Raw genomic sequence first — 16,353 nt, forward strand, 5'->3', positions numbered from 1 at the left:
CCCCGAGACTCGGGTCGCCCGGACATAAATCCGCCCGGCCCGCGGTGCGGCAGCCGCGGCCGGGGCGCCATGGCCGATAGTGTCGTGTCCGTGGCATATGCAGATTCCTCACCGACCGTCAGCGCGTCGATTGCCGCGTGGAAGGAACAGGCCGCCAGGCTCGGCGGCCGCGACACCATGCTGCAGTACCGCGACTCCCGCGACGGCTCGATCGACCTGAGCGGGGCGCACCCCTCCGGTCTCGCGCAGCTGCTGGCCGGGCGCTCCACCCGCCTGTCGAGCCTGGTCCGCGACCCGGACCTGCTCGCCGATGCGCGCCGTCGCGCCCGCTCGATCCGCCAGAAGGCCGAGCAGCTGAGCTACGAGCGCGGCATCACCGCAGCCCACCTCGCGATCGGCTTCGCCACCTGGTCCGAGGATGCCGACGGCGGCCGTCGCGAATACGCCGCGCCGATCCTGCTGCGCCACGTGCGCCTGGTGCCCCGCGGCTCCCGCGTCGAGGACTTCGAGATCGCGCTCGCCGACGACATCACGGTCAACCCCGCCCTCGTCGAGTTCCTCGAGCGCGCGCACGGCGTGCGCATCGACGTCGACGAGTGGGTCGCCGCCACCGGCTTCTCGCACGGCTTCGACCCCGCCCCCGTCTACGAGCGGCTGCGCGCCGCGACGAAGTCCGTGCCCGGGCTGCTCGTCAACCAGCGCCTCGTCGTCTCCACCTTCGCCAACCTCGCCACCCCGTTCACGCAGGACACCGTGCCCGCCGAGCACCCGGTCATCCGCGCACTCGCCGGCGATGTGGCCGCCCGCCGCGCGCTGGGCACCCCCGCCGCCGAGGCGCAGGCCGGCTCCGGTGCGCAGACACCGGCGGCCGAGGAGCCCGCCGATGCCGGTGCGGCAGAGGCCGACGGGAACCCGGCCGCTGTGCACGAGGCCGATGCCCGGTCCGACAGCCCGGAACCTGCCGGGGACACTGTGCCGACCGGCGGTGCTGTGGTCACCGATGGGACTGTGCGTGCCGCTGACACCGCGCCGGCCGAGGCCGCGGCACAGAGCGGTGCACGAGCGGATACGGCCGCCGAGGCCCGCGAGGATGCCCCCGCCGACGACTCCTCCCATGGTGGAGCAGCCGCCGAGGATTCCGCCCCGGCCGCCCCCGCCGATCCCGTGCGCACCGACAGCGGCCTGCCCGCCGATGGGGTGAGCGTCGCCTCCGCGGCCGAACAGCGCGAAGCCGACGAGGCCAAGGCAGCCGCAGTGCGCCCGGCCGACCCGACCGCGACCAGCGAGTCACGCGCTGAGCGGGACGACGCCCCCAGTGCGGCCGGAGCGGCCGATGCCGGGGCCCCGGAGTCCTCCAACGCCGCGGCCGACCTGGAATCCGCGGGCGCCGATGCGGAGGCGTCCGAGCGGACGAAGTCCGCCGGTGCAGCCGGCGGTTCGGACCGGCCCAGCGACGCCGGCAGCCACGCAGTCGGCACACCCCGAGCGGATGCGGAGACCGCCGAGACCGCAGACGGCGGCCCTGCCCGCGAGGACGAGGCAGAAGCGGACAAGGCGGATCGCCGGGTCCCCGGTGCCTCGTCTGCCGAAGGTGCGGAGATCGCCACGCCCAGCACCGATGACCCGAACGCCGCCGCCTCGGGGGCGGAAGCTCACTCCACCGGTGCCGCGCAGAGCACGGCGCCGGATGAGACGGCGTCCGAGACGGTCATAGATCCCGCCGACGGTGCGGTCGTCGATACCTCGAAAGAGGTCGAGTTCCCCACGGTCGCCGAAGCGCAGCGCACCACGAGCACCGAGCTCATGCACGTCCAGCGCGGCGAAGCGGATACAGTCGGCGAGCCCGCCGCAGCCGGCACCGACACATCGAACGTGGCCCCCGATGGCTCCGGTGTCGGCTCCGCTGCCACCGACCTCAACGCCGCTGCCACTGCGGGCACTCCCGCAGACAACTCGGAGCCCGCCGGCACAGAGCCCGCCGAGACGGACCGTGCCATTGCCGGCACTGCCGCTGCCGGCCATGCCGACGATGCGGGCGCCGACAATGCGGACCCCGATGAATCGGACCCCGCAGCAAGCGACGCCGCCGCCGCTGGTGAGGGCGCAGACGAGGACGAGCGCGCCTCGGGCTCGGCCCTGACGACCGCCCGCCCGCGCCGCCTGCTGCCCCCGCGCACGGACGTGGGCTCCAAGCGCGCCCAGCGCGAGCCAGAGCCGCCCGCAGCCGCGCGCATGACGGTGCTCAACCCCGAGCCGCTGCCCTTGCCCGACCGGCTGCCGCAGGAGGAGTTCCTCGCGATCGACGTCGACGGCGATCAGCAGGCCGTCATCGACGCCGCGCTCGAGGGCACCTCGCTCGTCGCCCACACGCCGCCCGGCACGGGCGCCACGCAGACCGCCGTGGCGCTTGCCGCGGCGCTCGCCCACACGGGCCACAGCGTTCTCTACATCGCCCAGAGCTCCGATGTGCTCGACGAGTTCTCCGAGCGCCTCGCCGAGGCCGGCCTGCCCGACTTCGCGGTGGACGGGCGGGCCAGCGCGGGAGAGCTCAAGCAGCGGCTCATCTCGCTCATCAGCGCCGCCGAGCGCGCCAAGCGCCCGGAGCTCGGCGACCTCCTCGCGGACCTCAACGCCCAGCGCGAGACGCTGCGCGACCACGAGCACGCGCTGCACCGCGTCCGCGAGCCCTGGCACACGTCCGTCTACGACACGATGGAGAAGCTCGCGGAGCTCACCGGGGGAGACCCCGGCCCCTCGACCGGCGTGCGGTTCTCCGAGCAGGTCATGGGCCTGCCGGCCGAGGAGCGCGCGCAGCTGCGCGCGGCGCTCGTCGAGCTCTCCGACCTGGGGGCGTTCACGCTGGGCACGGAGGACACCGTGTGGCTGGGCGCCCGCTTCGACTCCGATGAGGAGGCCGAGCGCGCCCGCAGCATCGCCGAGCGCACGGCGCGCCGCGTGCCGGACCTCGTGGCCGCGGTGGAGCCCGTGCTGCGCGAGGCCGGGCTCAACCCGCCGCGCAGCGCCGCCGAATGGAACCGCAGCCTCCACGTGCTCACCGCGGTGGAGAAGACGCTGACGACGCTCAAGCCCGAGGCCTTCACCGTCGACCTCGAGCCGCTCATCGCCGCCACCGGGACGGGGGAGTACCGCCGCGAGCACGGCATCGAGATGGGCTTCTTGGACCGCGGCCGCCACAAGCGCGCCGCCCGCGAGCTCGTGCGCACCGGCGTCCAGGCCGACGATCTGCACGGCGCGCTCGTCGCGGCCCGCGATGAGCGAGCGGCACTGCGCACCGTCTCCGGGCGCGACGGGCTGCCCCGCATGCCCGAGGCGCTCGGCGCGGCCGTGAAGATCTCCGACGACGTGCGCACGGACATCGACGCGCTGCGCCCCGTGCTGTCCCAGACCCCGGACGGCGGGGACCTCGACGCCATGCTCGTCGAGGAGATGCAGGGCCGCCTCGCCGCCCTGGGCGAGGATCGCGAGAGCCTGGCCGATCTGCCGCGGCGCACCCGCCTCGAGGAGCGCCTGCGCGGCGCCGGGTTCGGCGAGCTCGTCGACGACCTGCGCGAGCGCCGTGTGCGCCACGCCCTCGTGGGCGCAGAATTCGACCTCGCCTACTGGGCGACGGTCCTCCAGCAGATGGCCGCGGAGGACTCCCGCGTGGGTGGTCACGACGGCGAGCGGCTGCACGCCGCGGCCGAGGCCTTCGCCGAGGCCGACAGCCGCTACGTGGCCGCCGGCGCCGAGCGCCTGCGCTACAGCCACGCCACCGGCTGGAAGCGCGCGATCGCCGAGTACCGCGAGCAGGCCGAGGCGATCCGGGCCGCGCTGCGCTCGCGTCACCTGCACGTCGACGAGCTCAGCTCCACCGCACCGGACGTCCTCAAGGCGCTCGCCCCGGTGTGGATGATGAGCCCGTTCCAGGTCCCCGAGTACTTCGTCGACGCGCCCCTGTTCGACACCGTCATCCTGGCCGATGCCAACCGGCTGTCCGTGCCCGAGGTGATCCCCGCCATCGCGCGCGCCGGCCAGGTGATCGCGCTCGGCGATGACCACCTGTTGGGCCCCCGCGAGTTCTCCGTGGCCGTGGACCGCCGCGGCCAGCGCGAGGCCGAGGACCCCAGCGTCTTCGTCGAGCTCAGCCGCTTCCTGCCCGCCTACCGGCTGCACACGAACCACCGGGTGAGCCCGCAGAGCCTCACCGAGCTGGCCAATGAGCAGTTCTACGCCTCCACCCTGCGCAGCCTGCCCACGGCGCACACCCACGAGGGCTCCGGGCTGGAATTCGCCTATGTGCCGGATGCGCTGGGCGCCCCCGACAGCGCGACGGGGCAGGTGGAGAGCCCCGACGCCGAGGTGCGGCGCGTGGTCGACCTCGTGCTGCGCCACGCGCGCACCCGCGCCCGCCAGTCGCTGGCGGTCGTCACCCTCACCCCGTGGCACGCCCAGCGCGTGGCCGCCGGCATCCAGCAGGCGATCCGCGACTACCCCTACGTCGCCTCGTTCTTCAACGACAGCGGGCGCGAGCCCTTCGTCGTCACGGACGCCGAGCAGGTGCAGGGGATCGTCCGCGACGCCGTCATCTTCTCCCTGGGCTACGGGCGCACACTCCAGGGCCGGGTCGTCTACAGCTTCGGGGCACTCTCCCAGCCCGGCGGCGATCGCCTGCTCGCCACCGTCGTCACCCGCGCCCGGCGCAAGCTCACGGTGGTCAGCTGCTTTGAGCCCGGCGACTTCGATCGCGGGCGCCTGCACCACGGTGCCGCCGTGCTGCCCGACCTCCTCGCCGCGGCCGCCAGCGGCCTGCCGAGTGCCGGTGCGCGCGCCGAATCGGCCGCACCGGATCCGCTCATGGGCGATATCGCCGAGCGTCTGCTGCGCCGCGGTGTCGCACCGGTCGAGGACTACCGGGGCATCGACCTCGCGCTGCCGGTGGGCGGGACGGAGGACCAGGGCATGGCCGTGGCCGTGGAGGGCGACGGGCGGGCCTACAGCGGCCTGCCGAGCATCCGCGAGCGCGAGCGCCTGCGCCGCTCCGCCCTCCAGCGCCGGGGCTGGACCTACCTGCGCCTGTGGTCGACCGATGCGTTCGTCGACCCGCAGGGCGAGGCCGATCGCATCTTCGAGGCGTGGAGCGAGACGGTGGAGCGCCGTTCCCCGGAGGCCGTCCTCAGCGCCGCCCGCGCCGCCGCGGTGGTCGTGGGCCGCCAGGGCGCCCGGCCCAAGATGACGCCGGGGCTCTCCCTGCGCGCCTACGACGAGTCCGACCTCTTCGCGATGCTCGACTGGATCCGCTCCGACGGCGTCTTCCGCGATGGACCGGAGCTTGCCGAGCAGCTGAGTCAGACCCTCGCGCTCAAGCGACGCGGTCCGGAGGCCTCCGCCGTCGCCGAGGTCGTCGAGCGCTACCGCTCCCGCAGCCACGCGCGCCGCGCCGATCCCGCGGCCGACGGTCCCGCGGGGGAGGTCGCCCAGGCCCGGGAAACGGATTCCGAGCGCGCGTCTGCCCGGCCCGTCATCAGCCACGAGGACGTCATGCCGAGCTATGACACGGGCATGCTGCGCGATGACGAGATCATCGATGCGGGACTGCGGCCGGCGGAGACCGACGAGGATGCCGAGCGCGGGGATCGCAACCGCCCCGGACGGGACTGAGGCCCCGGATGGGCACCGTGCCGGGCGGCGCCGCGCACCGCGGTGCCCACGCTGCCGGGGTCGCTCAGGGCGCCGGTGACGCGGGGAGCAGCGCCGAGGAGCACGCTGCCCAGCGGCGCGAGGCCGAGCGGCGCGAGCGCCTGCGGCGGGCCGTCGAGGCCTACCGGGCGACGGTGCGCAACGAGGCCGCCCCGGATGCCCCCGCCCCGCGATCCGGGGCCGGCGCCAACGACGAACGGCTGCTGGGCGACCGACCGCCGCACTGGCAGCCCAAGTCCCCGCTGCCGCCCGTTTAGGAGCGCACCGGTGTGCCCTGAACTGGGCGGGGCCGGCCCGCAGCCGGGGCCGCGGGGTCGGGCGAGTGCGCCGGGCCGCGGTGGTGCGCACTCGCGTCTGCGTGGAGTGTGCGAACGCCCACGCGGTGAGCGCGCAGATGCGTGTGCGGAACGCACGAAGGGCCGGCTCCGTGGGGAGCCGGCCCTTCGTGCTTCGCCGTCCGAGCGGCGCGGGGTGTCTCAGTGGCGCGGGGGCGTGCCGCCCTGATCGACGATCGGGGTGCCGGGGGTCTGCTGGCTCACGTGGGGGGCGACGCCGCCCTGCTGGCTCACGTGGGGGGCGACGCCGCCCTGCTGCTGTGCGGCGAGCAGGTCGCGGATCTCGAGGAGCAGCTCCTCCGAGGTCGGCGGCACCTCCTCGGCGACCTGGCCGCGGGCGCGCATCTCGTTGAACTTGTTCATGGGCAGCACGATGACGAAGTAGACCACGGCGGCCACGATGAGGAAGTTGATGACCGCGGTGATGACGGCGCCGAAGTCCAGGAACGTGGCGTCATTGCCGGGGCGGATGGCGAAGCCGAGGCCGCCCATGTCCGCAGCGCCGAGCGAGGCGATGAGCGGCCGGATGAGCTTGTCGGAGATCGCGGTGACGATCGCGGTGAACGCGGCGCCGATGATGACCGCGACGGCCAGCTCGATGACGTTGCCGCGCAGAATGAAATCCCTGAATCCCTTGAGCATGCGGGAAGTCCTTTCGGATTCGGGGAATGGCTCCCCTCGTATATATGCGATACCACTTTGAACCATAATCCGCGCAATTCCGCGCCTATGCCGCAGACACGCCCGTGACGTGCGCCGCATACGCCCCTGCGCGACAATTCGCGCCCGGTGCGGGGGAATGTGCCGGTGCGGGAAAGGCACAGGCGGTGGCCCGATCGCGGGGGCGTGGCAGTCGCGGAACTGGATCGGGGCGACGGGTGCCGTGCTCTGAGTGGCGGCTGCCCTGCTCAGCGCGGCGGGCGCCGGGCGCAGTGCGCTGGGCGCAGTGCGCTGGGTGCCGTGCTCAGTGCGGTGCGCTCTGCGCTCAGTTCAACAGCGCGAACCCCAGCCCCGCGCCGGCGGATGCCGCGAGGGCGGCCGCCCGCTTGGCCGGCACCGCGAGCGTGAGCACGGTGGAGGGGCCGCCGGCCAGCGCGGAGCCGGCATCGCGCTTGACCGCGGCCACCACCGCGTCGTCGACGAGTGCACCATCCGATGCCCCGGGCAGGGCGTCGGAGCCGCCGTCGGCTGTGCCCTTCTGCTCCGCGGTCGAGTAGATGCGCACGTGGTGACCGGGGCGCAGAACGGATGCGGCGGCCTCATCGGCCACGGAGACCGGCACGAGCACCTCGCCCGCCGCGGCAGGCTGCGCCCCGGGTGCCAGCAGGCCCGCATCCGTGATGGGCGAGCCGGCGCCCAGTGCGCCGCCGGCGGTGCTGCCCACCAGATCCTGGGCGCTCGCGTGCGCACCGGCGGGCACGAGCTCGGCGGGATAGCGGCGCACCTCGACGTCCCCGGCGGCCAGCTGCGTGCCCGACGCGATGTCGTGGGCGGCCACCGCCACCGCGGTGCCCGCTTGACGCGGGATCGCGAGCCAGGCGATGAGCGCGACGGCGGCTCCCAAGCACAGCGCCGCCGCAATGCGGCGCTGGGGGCGCCCGCGCAGTGCCGGGAGGGCACGCGGGAACGGGAATCTCATGGCCTCAGCGTGGGGTGCCCGCGGCGGCCGGGTGCGCGGCCGGCCCGGCCTGTGCACCGTCGCGGCGGAGTGTGCGCGTCTGTGACCCCGGCGCGGCGAGGCTGTGACCCCGGGGTAGGGAGGCCGTACCCCGCAACGGAGCGGCCGTGGCCCGCAACGGCAGAGGCCCTGACTGCCCACCGCCGCCCCGGCGGGCAGTCAGGCGGGGGTGCCGGAAGGCGTCGCCCGGCCGCCGGAACCAGCGGAGGCCGGCGCGGCGCCGGCCTTGCCACCGCCCGAACCGCCGGCACTGCCCGATCCGCCCGCACCATTCGACGCACCGGCGCCCGAGCCGGAGCTCGCGCCACCGGATTCCTTCGCCGCGCCCGCCGCCGTGCCCCCGGCTCCCGCGGAGTCCCCGGAGCCGCCGTGGGCCGAGTCGCCACCGCCCGTGGAACCGGAGCCGGTGCCCGAGGCACCGTGGCTGCCTGCAGAGGAGCCGGACTTCCCGGAACCCGATTCCGTGTGGTAGAAACCGGAGCCCTTGAACGAGACCCCCACATTGCCGAAGACCTTGCGCAGCGGCCCGCCGCACTTCTCGCACGTCGTGAGCGCATCGTCGGTGAAGGCCTGGTGGATGTCGAAGGCGTTGCCGCAGTTCTTGCAGGCGTAGGAGTAGGTGGGCATGGCCGCCTTTCGTGGTCTCGTGCGAAGCCGTGACGAGTATAAGCGCTGGCCTATGCGCGAAATTCCTGCCACCCGGCCTCCGTGAGCGCGGCGTCCACGCGCAGGTCCCACGGTGCCCACGGCAGTGCGTCGAGCACCTCCGCCGCCCGGCAGGCCCCGGCGACGCGCAGCCCGGCGGAGCGCAGCCGCGCCAGCAGCGGGCCCGCCTCGCCATCGGGTCCGAACGTGCGGTCGTAGAAGCCGCCCCCGTTGCCCAGCCGCATCCCCGCCCGGTCGAAGGCCAGGCCCGGGACCAGCAGCGCGGTGGACGGGGCGGAGGAGGCGAGGAGCGCCTCGGCGGCGGTGTGCGTGGGCGCGGGCTCGCGGATCTGCCAGCGGCCGGCGCGCGGGAGACCCTCGATGGGCCCGCCCAGTGCGCCGAACCCCAGCGCCCGCCCGCGCCGGGCAATCGGCAGGAGCACGCGCGCCCCGCGGGAGCGGGCGGCCTCGAGGGCGGCATCGACGCAGGGCTCGAAGGGCAGCGCCGCGTAGGCGATGAGCGTCTGCGCACCGGTCGCCCAGGCCGTCACGTGGGCGCTCAGCTGCGCATCGGCCAGCGCGGCCTGAGCCGGCGCCGTGGAGCGGCGCGCGGCGCGCACGCGGGCGCGCAGCTTCGCCTTCTCATCTGCGGCACAATCGGGGGACATGCGTTCACCTTAGAATCGGAGCATGGACAACGAACAGCGAACCGCCGTGCGCAAGGCCGTGATCCCCGTAGCCGGGCTCGGAACGCGCTTCCTGCCCGCGACGAAGGCCACGCCCAAGGAGATGCTGCCGGTGGTCGACAAGCCGGCCATCCAGTACGTCGTGGAGGAGGCCGTGGACGCCGGCCTCAAGGACGTCCTCATGATCACCGGGCGCAACAAGCGGCCGCTCGAGGACCACTTCGACCGGGTGGACGGCCTCGAGCGGACCCTGGCGAAGAAGGGCGACGAGGAGAAGCTGGCTGCCGTCCAGCACGCCTCGGAGCTCGCCGACATCCACTACGTGCGCCAGGGCGACCCGCTGGGGCTGGGCCACGCGGTGCTCAAGGCGGAGCTCCACGTGCGCGACGAGCCGTTCGCCGTGCTCCTCGGCGACGACCTCATCGATGAGCGCAACCCCATCCTGCCCACGATGATCCGCGTCCAGGAAGCCACCGGCGGCTCCGTGGTCGCGCTCATGGAGGTGCCCCCGGAGACCATCAACCTCTACGGCTGCGCCGCGGTCGAGCAGACCGACGTCGAGGGCGCCGTGCGCATCACCGGCCTCGTGGAGAAGCCGGATCCCGCCGATGCGCCCTCGAACCTCGCGATCATCGGCCGCTACGTGCTCAGCCCCGAGATCTTCCCGGTGCTCCACGAGACGAAGCCCGGGCGCGGGGATGAGATCCAGCTGACCGATGCGCTCGAGGCCCTCGCCCAGGATCCGGACTCCCACGGCGTCTACGGCGTCGTGTTCTCCGGTGACCGCTACGACACGGGCGACAAGCTCAGCTACCTCAAGGCCGTCATCACGATCGCGGGACGCCGCGATGACCTGGGCGAGGACCTCAACGCCTGGCTGGCCGACTACGTCGCGGACCGGCGGGCGTGAGCACCGGCAGCTACTCCGGCGGTGGTGACGACGAGGCGAGCGCCCCGCGCGTGCTCCTCGTCGTCTCCAGCACCGCCGTGCCGTTCCCGGTGCGCTCCACCGCGCGCGAGGTGCTCGAGGACCACGGCTACGACGTCGTGGAGACGGTGCTCGACGACGCCCAGGCCCAGCTGGCCGACCTCAGCCCCGCCGTGGTCGCCGGCTTCGAGCTGTGCGCCGTGGTGGGCGGCCTGACGGTGGGCCCGCAGCCCGATGTCGCGGACGCGCTGCGCTCGGTGCTCACGGCGCCGCTGCCCGGGGTCGTCGACATGCTGCGCGGCGTGCAGGTGGAGACCGGGTACGCGCGCGCCGTGTTCGAGTCCCCGGCCGCGGGCTGGCTGGGCGGCGCGCTGGCCGTCACCCTCCCCGCCCAGCGCGAGGTGCTGGCGGAGTCGCTCGCGGAGCTCGTCGCCGCGCACGCGGAGGTCCGCGGGTATGCGTCCGAGCACCCCTCCGCGTTCGAGGTCGTGCCGCCGGGCGCGGAGACCGCCGCGGACCTGCCGGAGGACGAGAACCGGCCCGATGCGACGATCCTGCGGATGCCGCGGCCCACCGCCCCGCCGGACAATCCCCTCGTCTGAGGCGGGTGTGGCTGACGGAGCCGGCCGCGCGGCCGCGTTGGGCGGGCCGTGATGGAGTGGCCGATCACCCTGGCGCGCGGGCCGCTGCGCCTGCGCGCACTGACCCGCTCCGACGCGGCGTCCTACGCGGAGGTTCGGCGGGCCAACCGCGACTGGCTGCGGCCCTGGGAGGCCACGAGCCCCGATCCGGACTACGCGCTGCCGGACTTCAAGCACCTGCGGCGCCTGCTCGACCGGCAGGCCCGCCGCGGCGCCCTGCTGCCCCTGGCCATGGAGGTCGACGGCGCGTTCCGCGGCCAGCTGACGGTCAGCGGCTTCCAGTGGGGCTCCCTGCGCTCCGCGGCGCTGGGCTACTGGATCGACCGGCGGGTGGCCGGGCAGGGCCACACGCCCGTGGCGGTGGCGCTGGCCTGCGACTACTGCCTGTTCCACCTGGGGCTGCACCGGATGGAGATCAACATCCGGCCGGAGAACGCGGCGAGCCTGCGCGTGGTGGAGAAGCTGGGCCTGCGCGATGAGGGCCTGCGCCGGGACTACATGCACATCGACGGCGCCTGGGCCGACCACCGCAGCTTCGCGGTCACGGCCGAGGAGGTGCCCGGCGGGCTGCTGCCCCGCGCGCTCGGCCGCTGAGCCGCCCGCCGGGGCCGCTTGCCCGCCCTCACGGGCCGCCGAGAGCGGTGACAGCCGTGGTGGCCGGGGAAGTTTATGGGCCACTTTCATGACACACCCGATGTGATCCGATCGTGACCTGCGCGGCCCGCATATCGTTGTCGTGTGGACACAAGCATCACCATCGTCATCGTCGTCGCCGTGCTGTTCGCGTTCACCCTGCCCGCGCTCCTGCGCCGTTGGGATCCCGCGGCCGCCCAGCCCGCGGACCGCCACACCCTGCCGGACACCGCATCGCCCGTCACGGCCCGCACCCCGGGCGCCTGCCGCGGCAGCGCCAACGCCCCCGGCATGGCCACCGCACCCCCCGGCAGCGTCCGGCTGCCCGCCGCCCCTGCCTTCGCCCAGGAAGCCCCCGCCCTCTCCCTGCGCCGCGAGCGCGCTGCGCTCGCCGTCGTCGCAGGCGAGGCCGGCATCGCGGCCGCCGAGGCGCGGGGCGAGTCTGCGCGAACCGAATCCGCGCCTACCGAAGCCGCACGTCCCGAGGCTGCGCAGGCGGAGTCGTCGCTGGCCGAGCCCGTGCTGGCCGAGCTGCCGCTCGCCGCGGGCCAGGGAGCCGCGCTGCCCCCGCTCACGGTGCTGAGCTCCGGCCCGGCGGCCGCCGCACCGCGCGGCCCGAGCTCGCCCTCCGGTACCGCGCACAGCCCCGTTGCCTCGCACGGCCCTGTTGCCTCGCACAGCCCTGCTTCTCCGCACGGTCCCGGTTCCTCGCTCGGCCCCGATCAGCACAGCCCGGTCTCCTCGCACAGCCCGGACACGCACCGCCCCGACCACCGCCGCCCCGCGCCCGCCGCCCCGACGCACCCGATGGATGCCGCCATGACTGACTCACGCTCTCCCCGCCCCGCCCGGCAGGCCCGCCCCGCGAGCGCCCGCCGCCCCGGCCCGACAGGTGCGGCCGCGGCCCGCCGCCCTGCTCCCGCCGAGCCGGGCGCGCGCTCGACCGCGCAGGCACCCGCGCGCGAGGCAGCCGGGCGCCAGGCGCCGCCGCGCCGGGCCATGCGCGCGCTGGGGCTCGGCTTCGCCGCCTTCGGGCTGCTCGCGCTCATCACCGCCGCCTGCTGCCTCTTCACCGCGCTGTCGTGGGGTGTGCCGGTGCTCAGCCTGGCCCTTGCGCTGGGCTGCCTGCTCGTCGTCATGGCCCTCAACGGCCTGCGCGCCCCGGCGGAGTCCCACGACGCGGGCCGGATGTCCCATGACACCGCACCCCAGGACACCGCACCCCAGGACGCCCCGACCCAGGACGCTGCGCCCCGCACCTCCCGCGAAGCCGGTCGCCGGAACCACGGCACCCGGCCCGCCGCCGTCGAGGCGCGCTCCCGGCACCGCGCCGGCTTGGCCGGGCCCGGGGAGGACCGCGCGCAGGCCGGCCGCCCCGCCGCGGCGGCCCCGGTGCGCGAGGTCATCTCCGTGGCCGATGCCGCGCAGCGCCGCGCCGCCGCCCACACGCAGCAGACGGAGCACACCTCCCGCGGTGCGCAGCCGCAGGCGGCGGGGACCGCCGACCACGGCACCGCCGAGCGCGAGCTCCGTGCCTATCAGCCTGCCGGGGCCGCGGTCGCCCACGCCGCCGCCCGCCGCGCGGCCCGCGCCCGCACCACTGCCGAAGAGGCCGCGACCGGGCCCATCCCCGTCGTCGCGGCGCAGTCCACCCCGGCGCAGTCCACCCAAGGGCCCTCGACTGCGGCGCAGGCCACCCAGGCCGACGCCGAAACCGCGCCCGCCGCAAGCACCGCCGGTCGCCACGCGGCTCCGGAACTGCACCTGGGTCCGGCCGAGCCCGTGCGCGTGGCCCACCAGGAATCCGCAGCCGAGGCCGCGGAGACCGAGCGCACGGCCAAGCACCGCGACCCGCTGGCCGATCGCCTGGGGTCCGTGGGCTGGAAGCCCGCCCGCGTGCCCGCCCCCACCTACACCGAGGTGCCGCAGGCCCCCCGCGAGCCGGTGGAGCCGGTCGTCGCGGACGCGTCGTCGGCGGCCCCGGCCGCCCGCGAATCGCTGGCCGAGCGGTTCGCAGCCGAGCTCGGCTACCGGCCGGAGATCGAGGACGCCGCCCGGACCGGCGAGGCTGCCGAGCCCAAGGCGGATGCCGCGGCTGGCGCCTCGGCGTCCGACCCCCTGGCGCACGGCCGCGCCGCCCTGGGCACGGACCGGCCGCCCCGGCCGGGCTCCACGGCCCACAGCGCACAGGCGAAGATCGACGACGCGCTGGCCCGCCGCCGGGCCTGAGCGCACGGCCCCGCGCGAGCCCCGAGCGGGGCGTGCCCGGGCGCCCACGCGACGAGGGCGGTCCCTCCAACTGGAGAGACCGCCCTCGTCGTGTGCGGAGAGCCCCGCGCTCAGTCGCGGGGGACCGCGACGTACTTCGTCTCGAGGAACTCCTCGATGCCCACGCGGCCGCCCTCGCGGCCCAGGCCGGACATCTTGACGCCGCCGAAGGGCGCGGCCGGGTTGGACACGAGCCCGGTGTTGAGGCCGATCATGCCCACCTCGAGCCGCTCGGAGGCGGACAGCGCGCGCCCGATGTTCTCCGAGTAGATGTAGCCGGCCAGGCCGTAGTCGGTGGAATTGGCCTGCGCGAGCGCCTCGTCCTCCGTGTCGAACGTGATGATGGGCGCCACCGGGCCGAAGATCTCCTCGCGGCGCAGCTCGCAGTCCTCGGCGATGTTCGTGAGCACGGTGGGCTCGAAGAAGTAGCCGGGGCGGTCGACGCGCTTGCCGCCGGTGAGCACCGTGGCGCCCTTCTCCACGGCGCCGTCGACGAGCGCCTGCACCTTCTCCAGCGCGGGCTCCTCGACGAGCGGTCCCACCTCGACCCCCTCGTCCAGGCCGTTGCCGATCGTCATGGCGCCCATCCGCTCAGCGAGCTTCTGGGAGAACTCATCGGCCACGGAGCTGTGCACGAAGAAGCGGTTGGCCGCGGTGCACGCCTCGCCCACATTGCGCATCTTGGCCAGCATCGCGCCCTCGACGGCCTTGTCGATGTCCGCGTCCTCGAAGACGATGAACGGGGCGTTGCCGCCCAGCTCCATGGACGTCTTCATGACGTTCTGCGCCGCCTGCTCGAGCAGCCCGATGCCCACCTCGGTGGAGCCGGTGAACGTGACCTTGCGAGCGATGCCCGACTCCATCCACGGCGTGACGACCCGGCGCGCGGACTGGGAGGTCACGACGTTGAGCACACCGGCGGGCAGCCCCGCGTCCTGCAGCGCCTGTGCGAGCATGAGCGAGGTCAGCGGCGTGAGCTTGGCGGGCTTGAAGACCATCGTGCAGCCGGCGGCGATGGCGGGGCCGATCTTGCGCGTGCCCATCGCCAGCGGGAAGTTCCACGGGGTGATGAGGACGGCTGGGCCCACGGGCTCGTGGGAGATCATGAGGCGGTTGGCGCCGTCGGTCGACTTCGTGAAGTCGCCGCCGATCCGCACGGCCTCCTCCGAGAACCAGCGGAAGAACTCGGCGCCGTAGGCGACCTCTCCCTTGGCCTCGGCGAAGCTCTTGCCCATCTCCGCGGTCATGACGGCGGCGATCTCGTCCTGGCGCTCCATGAGCAGCTCCCATGCCCGGCGCAAGATCTCACCGCGCTCGCGCGGGGCGGTGGCCGCCCAGGACTGCTGCGTCTCTCCGGCCACGCGGATGGCCTCGAGCGCGTCGTTCTCCGAGCCGTCGGCCACGGTGGTGAGCACCTCGGCGGTGGCGGGGTTGATGACCTCGATGGTCTTGCCGCCCTCCGCCGGGCGCCACGTGCCGCCGATGAAGACACCGGTCTCAATCGAGTCGAGGATGGCCTGCAGGTCCATGATCGTGCCTTTCGGTTGGGGGCTTGCGGTCAGTGTAGCCGCGGATTCGCGGCTCTCGCGCTCCCTGTCCGCCGGCCGCTCGGCACTGGCTCGGCCTCGGCCTGACCGCCTGCCCACCGAGGGATCCGGTGCCCGGGGCTCGGGGTCGTCTGCGCACCGTGGCCGGGTGTCCTGGGCGGGTGCCGTAGCCGGGCGCCCTGGCCGTGCACGAGCGTGCGGGCGTGCGGGGGTGCCGCTGGTCGGGGCTACCGTGGGGGCATGAGTGGTGAGCTGAGCATAGGGACCGCGCGGGTCTACGGCTATGAGCCGGCCGAGGGGGACTGCGCGGTGCTCGTCGACCGGCTGTGGCCCCGCGGCGTGGCGAAGGCGGCGCTGCCGGGAGTGGCGTGGGACAAGGACGTGGCGCCCAGCGAGGAGCTGCGCCGGCGCTTCCACCACGAGGGGATGGCGTGGGGCGACTTCCGCCGCACCTACGAGCACGAGCTGGCGGGCACGCAGGCGCCGCGCGCGCTGCTGGAGCGGGCGCGCGAATCCGGGCGGCCTCGGCTCGTGCTGCTGTTCGGGGCCAAGGACACCGAGCACAACAACGCCCGCGTGCTCGCCGACTACCTGGGCAAGCTCACGCTGGATTGAGCACTGAGCACTGAGCACTGAGGGATGAGCACTGAGGGGCGGGCACGCTCGGGCTGCGCTGCGCGCCAGGCGGGCCGCATCGGCGCGCGGGGCAAGGCACTGCTCATGCCGGTGCACGGGCGATGCCAGTCCCGGGGGCTCAGACCTGCACCGGGGCTCATGCCAGCGCGGGGGTTCGGGTCAGCACCGGGGTGCGAGGGGCGGGCTCAGACCAGCGCGTCGTCCCATTCGCGGTGCTTGCGCACGTACGCGTCGACGTAGGAGCAGCTCGGGTGGATCTTCAGGCCCGCGGCCACCGTGGCGTCCAGCGCGGCGCTCACGATGGCGCCGGCCACGCCGCGACCGGAGAACTGGGGGAAGGTCACGGTGTGGTTGAAGTCGCGCACCCCGTTCGCGTCGGCGTAGGCGGCGTAGCCGGCCAGCTCGTCGCCCAGGCGGCCCTCGAACCGCTCGCGCGCCTCGTTGTGGGCCACGGTGACGCCGCCTGCGGTCTGCTCGGTGCTTCGCTCATCGCTCATGGTGGGCAAACGGCGCGGGGTGCCCGGCTATTCCGGGCCGGGTGGCCGCCGCGCTCGGTGCCGTTCGCTCGGTGCTGTCCGCTCGGGGGTGCCTGCTCCATCCCCCCGAGTGCCCGTACTCCGGAGGCCCCGGAGTTCCCCCCCCGGGTTCCTGACACCCCT

General features: G+C 74.6%; 13 protein-coding genes. 7 read left to right on the forward strand and 6 right to left on the reverse strand.

The features are described 5' to 3' along the window. The first annotated feature begins 90 nt into the window (after positions 1–90). Positions 91–5,658, forward strand: a complete 5,568-nt coding sequence (locus tag BRM1_RS12660; RefSeq protein WP_268526359.1) for a DUF4011 domain-containing protein — start codon at positions 91–93, stop codon at positions 5,656–5,658. An 8-nt stretch (positions 5,659–5,666) separates the two neighbouring features. Continuing rightward, a complete protein-coding gene (locus BRM1_RS12665) occupies positions 5,667–5,954 on the forward strand; it encodes a hypothetical protein (protein WP_268526361.1) in 288 nt (95 codons plus the stop codon). A gap of 219 nt (positions 5,955–6,173) precedes the next feature. On the opposite strand, the gene mscL is transcribed toward BRM1_RS12665, so the two are convergent. From mscL to BRM1_RS12685, 4 genes are all read right to left on the reverse strand, one after another. Then, the gene (gene mscL, locus BRM1_RS12670) at positions 6,174–6,674 is read right to left on the reverse strand and encodes a large conductance mechanosensitive channel protein MscL (protein ID WP_268526363.1); all 501 of its coding nucleotides are present in this window, start codon (positions 6,672–6,674) and stop codon (positions 6,174–6,176) included. Positions 6,675–7,017: 343 nt separating this feature from the next. Beyond that, entirely contained in the window at positions 7,018–7,671 is a 654-nt protein-coding gene (locus BRM1_RS12675) for an SAF domain-containing protein (protein WP_268526365.1), read from the reverse strand. Between the two features lie 198 nt (positions 7,672–7,869). Next, positions 7,870–8,337 carry an FmdB family zinc ribbon protein gene (locus BRM1_RS12680; RefSeq protein WP_268526367.1) on the reverse strand — a complete coding sequence of 156 codons (468 nt, stop codon included), beginning with the start codon at positions 8,335–8,337 and terminating at the stop codon, positions 7,870–7,872. A 50-nt stretch (positions 8,338–8,387) separates the two neighbouring features. Beyond that, complete coding sequence (locus BRM1_RS12685; RefSeq protein ID WP_268526368.1) at positions 8,388–9,023, reverse strand: 5-formyltetrahydrofolate cyclo-ligase; 636 nt, start codon at positions 9,021–9,023, stop codon at positions 8,388–8,390. Between the two features lie 22 nt (positions 9,024–9,045). On the opposite strand from BRM1_RS12685, the gene galU reads away from it, so the two are divergent. The 4 genes from galU (at position 9,046) to BRM1_RS12705 (ending at position 13,472) form a co-directional block, all read left to right on the forward strand. After that, the gene (gene galU / locus BRM1_RS12690; protein WP_160953392.1) at positions 9,046–9,951 is read left to right on the forward strand and encodes a UTP--glucose-1-phosphate uridylyltransferase GalU; all 906 of its coding nucleotides are present in this window, start codon (positions 9,046–9,048) and stop codon (positions 9,949–9,951) included. After that, a complete protein-coding gene (locus BRM1_RS12695; protein ID WP_268526371.1) occupies positions 9,948–10,571 on the forward strand; it encodes a hypothetical protein in 624 nt (207 codons plus the stop codon). The genes galU and BRM1_RS12695 overlap by 4 nt, the downstream gene beginning before the upstream one ends. A 51-nt stretch (positions 10,572–10,622) precedes the next feature. Continuing rightward, positions 10,623–11,204 carry a GNAT family N-acetyltransferase gene (locus BRM1_RS12700; RefSeq protein WP_268526373.1) on the forward strand — a complete coding sequence of 194 codons (582 nt, stop codon included), beginning with the start codon at positions 10,623–10,625 and terminating at the stop codon, positions 11,202–11,204. Positions 11,205–11,348: 144 nt separating this feature from the next. Then, positions 11,349–13,472, forward strand: a complete 2,124-nt coding sequence (locus tag BRM1_RS12705; RefSeq protein WP_268526376.1) for a hypothetical protein — start codon at positions 11,349–11,351, stop codon at positions 13,470–13,472. Positions 13,473–13,582: 110 nt separating this feature from the next. Here the strand turns inward: BRM1_RS12705 and BRM1_RS12710 are convergent, their stop codons facing one another. Beyond that, positions 13,583–15,040 (reverse strand): NAD-dependent succinate-semialdehyde dehydrogenase, encoded by a 1,458-nt coding sequence (locus tag BRM1_RS12710; protein WP_268526378.1) that lies wholly within the window; start codon positions 15,038–15,040, stop codon positions 13,583–13,585. A 258-nt stretch (positions 15,041–15,298) separates the two neighbouring features. Between BRM1_RS12710 and BRM1_RS12715 the strand changes: the two genes are divergently transcribed. Next, positions 15,299–15,673 (forward strand): DUF488 domain-containing protein, encoded by a 375-nt coding sequence (locus tag BRM1_RS12715; RefSeq protein ID WP_268526380.1) that lies wholly within the window; start codon positions 15,299–15,301, stop codon positions 15,671–15,673. A 206-nt stretch (positions 15,674–15,879) separates the two neighbouring features. Here the strand turns inward: BRM1_RS12715 and BRM1_RS12720 are convergent, their stop codons facing one another. After that, the gene (locus BRM1_RS12720) at positions 15,880–16,191 is read right to left on the reverse strand and encodes a GNAT family N-acetyltransferase (RefSeq protein ID WP_268526381.1); all 312 of its coding nucleotides are present in this window, start codon (positions 16,189–16,191) and stop codon (positions 15,880–15,882) included. Positions 16,192–16,353: the final 162 nt, after the last annotated feature.

Origin of the sequence: Brevibacterium sp. BRM-1 (assembly GCF_026802075.1) — a bacterium.
In the GTDB taxonomy this organism is placed as follows: domain Bacteria; phylum Actinomycetota; class Actinomycetes; order Actinomycetales; family Brevibacteriaceae; genus Brevibacterium; species Brevibacterium rongguiense.

Excerpts from the sequence above, each read along its gene's own strand:
- BRM1_RS12665 (WP_268526361.1), top strand. The coding sequence starts at position 5,667 with ATGGGCACCGTGCCGGGCGGCGCCGCGCACCGCGGTGCCCACGCTGCC.
- mscL (WP_268526363.1), bottom strand. The coding sequence starts at position 6,674 with ATGCTCAAGGGATTCAGGGATTTCATTCTGCGCGGCAACGTCATCGAG.
- BRM1_RS12675 (WP_268526365.1), bottom strand. The coding sequence starts at position 7,671 with ATGAGATTCCCGTTCCCGCGTGCCCTCCCGGCACTGCGCGGGCGCCCC.
- BRM1_RS12680 (WP_268526367.1), bottom strand. The coding sequence starts at position 8,337 with ATGCCCACCTACTCCTACGCCTGCAAGAACTGCGGCAACGCCTTCGAC.
- BRM1_RS12685 (WP_268526368.1), bottom strand. The coding sequence starts at position 9,023 with ATGTCCCCCGATTGTGCCGCAGATGAGAAGGCGAAGCTGCGCGCCCGC.
- galU (WP_160953392.1), top strand. The coding sequence starts at position 9,046 with ATGGACAACGAACAGCGAACCGCCGTGCGCAAGGCCGTGATCCCCGTA.
- BRM1_RS12700 (WP_268526373.1), top strand. The coding sequence starts at position 10,623 with ATGGAGTGGCCGATCACCCTGGCGCGCGGGCCGCTGCGCCTGCGCGCA.
- BRM1_RS12710 (WP_268526378.1), bottom strand. The coding sequence starts at position 15,040 with ATGGACCTGCAGGCCATCCTCGACTCGATTGAGACCGGTGTCTTCATC.
- BRM1_RS12715 (WP_268526380.1), top strand. The coding sequence starts at position 15,299 with ATGAGTGGTGAGCTGAGCATAGGGACCGCGCGGGTCTACGGCTATGAG.
- BRM1_RS12720 (WP_268526381.1), bottom strand. The coding sequence starts at position 16,191 with ATGAGCGATGAGCGAAGCACCGAGCAGACCGCAGGCGGCGTCACCGTG.